Genomic DNA, 1290 nt, shown 5'->3' on the forward strand with positions numbered 1-1290 from the left:
CTGGTGGGTGCATGGCCCCTTTGCTGTGCTACTGCTCGCCGTGTCGATTCTTTTTCAAAGTCAACGCAACCTCGCATTCGACAGCTTTCTGGTTGGGCTCTTTGCTTTCCCGCCTCTTTGCCGGGACATACCGAACCAGCTGCTTCTGTTCCGCATAGGGATCTTCTGGTTCTCAGCCTTCGCGATCATCGCCGCCATCATTTATGCCGCCGGCGATCGAGCGCAGCCCGCCCTACCCGTCGACAATCTCCATGTCGATCGGGCGACACTGGCAGTCACCATCGAGAGGACCACCTGACATGAAAAACCTGCTTTATGCGGCAGCCGGCCTAGCAGCCGTCGCTATCCTGCCTGCTACCGTCGCCAAGGCTCAAGATGCCTCCTGGGGTTGCCAAGTACTGCTCTGTGCTGCCTCGCAAAGTCCGTCCTGGCATGGCGTCTCCTACTGCGTTCCGCCAATGACGAAACTCATTCGCGCCATGGCGAAGCCAGGCTTTTCTTGGCCGATTTGCCACGAAGCAAAGGCTGGAGAACCTGGCCGCCAAGAGTACGCAGATTGCCCGGAAGGCTCGAAGGTCGGCTATAGCGAGCGGGGCAAGGAAGGCAATCGCCGCGTCCCCGATCAGTGCGTCAAGACCGTGAATGTCTGCAAATCGAGGTTTACCAGCCAGGCCGACAAAAATGGCCTCACTATTCCCGTTCGTCGCGCTGGTCGTGACAGCGACAACGGAAGCGATAGCTGCACTAAAGAAATTTCGTCAATGCGTCCCCGCCGCGCCGATCCCTGGTATTTCGACATCCCGAACGACCAAGGCGTAAAACAACGCCACTGGTTCAATTTGAATCTTTAGGTGAGGACTCCAGCGTGAACCAAAATGCACTTCTCGCGATTGCCGCCACCGTTGGCTTGTTAGCCGGCGCTGGCGGCACATGGCTTGCGATGCCCGGCGTCGAAGCACAGGCACTTTCTAAGGCCGAACTCACAGCGGCTATATCTGCCGATCCTTCTCTGTGCCCTGTTCCGCAAGCCCCGATCGTCGAAGCGCCGACGGAGGATGAAGCTCTTGCCGCCTTCCGGAAGGCACAGGAAGCTTCGCCGCTCGTTTGGGACCGCAACAACATGCCCGAGATCTCGCTTGCTCTCGGCCAGTGCGACAAGAACAGCAGCGGCCCCGGAGTATCGTGCATGACATCAATCAAGATGTCACCACAGGCACAGCCCCTGGATCGCGTCGTCGGGTTTGCCAAAGGCGCATCCGGAGAATGGATCGCTACCATCAACTAGCCGAC

3 protein-coding genes are annotated in these 1290 nt (G+C 58.4%); all 3 read left to right on the forward strand.

What is annotated here, in order from left to right; all coding sequences use genetic code 11:
- On the forward strand, positions 1-298 hold a 298-nt coding region (locus tag EOA86_RS35005; RefSeq protein WP_128345661.1), incomplete at its 5' end, for a hypothetical protein.
- Position 299: 1 nt separating this feature from the next.
- Entirely contained in the window at positions 300-851 is a 552-nt protein-coding gene (locus EOA86_RS35010; protein WP_128345663.1) for a hypothetical protein, read from the forward strand.
- A 14-nt stretch (positions 852-865) separates the two neighbouring features.
- Positions 866-1285 (forward strand): hypothetical protein, encoded by a 420-nt coding sequence (locus tag EOA86_RS35015; protein ID WP_128345664.1) that lies wholly within the window; start codon positions 866-868, stop codon positions 1283-1285.
- The last annotated feature ends 5 nt before the right edge of the window (positions 1286-1290 follow it).

The organism is Mesorhizobium sp. M5C.F.Ca.IN.020.32.2.1, assembly GCF_004023105.1.
Classification (GTDB): Bacteria; Pseudomonadota; Alphaproteobacteria; order Rhizobiales; family Rhizobiaceae; genus Mesorhizobium; species Mesorhizobium wenxiniae.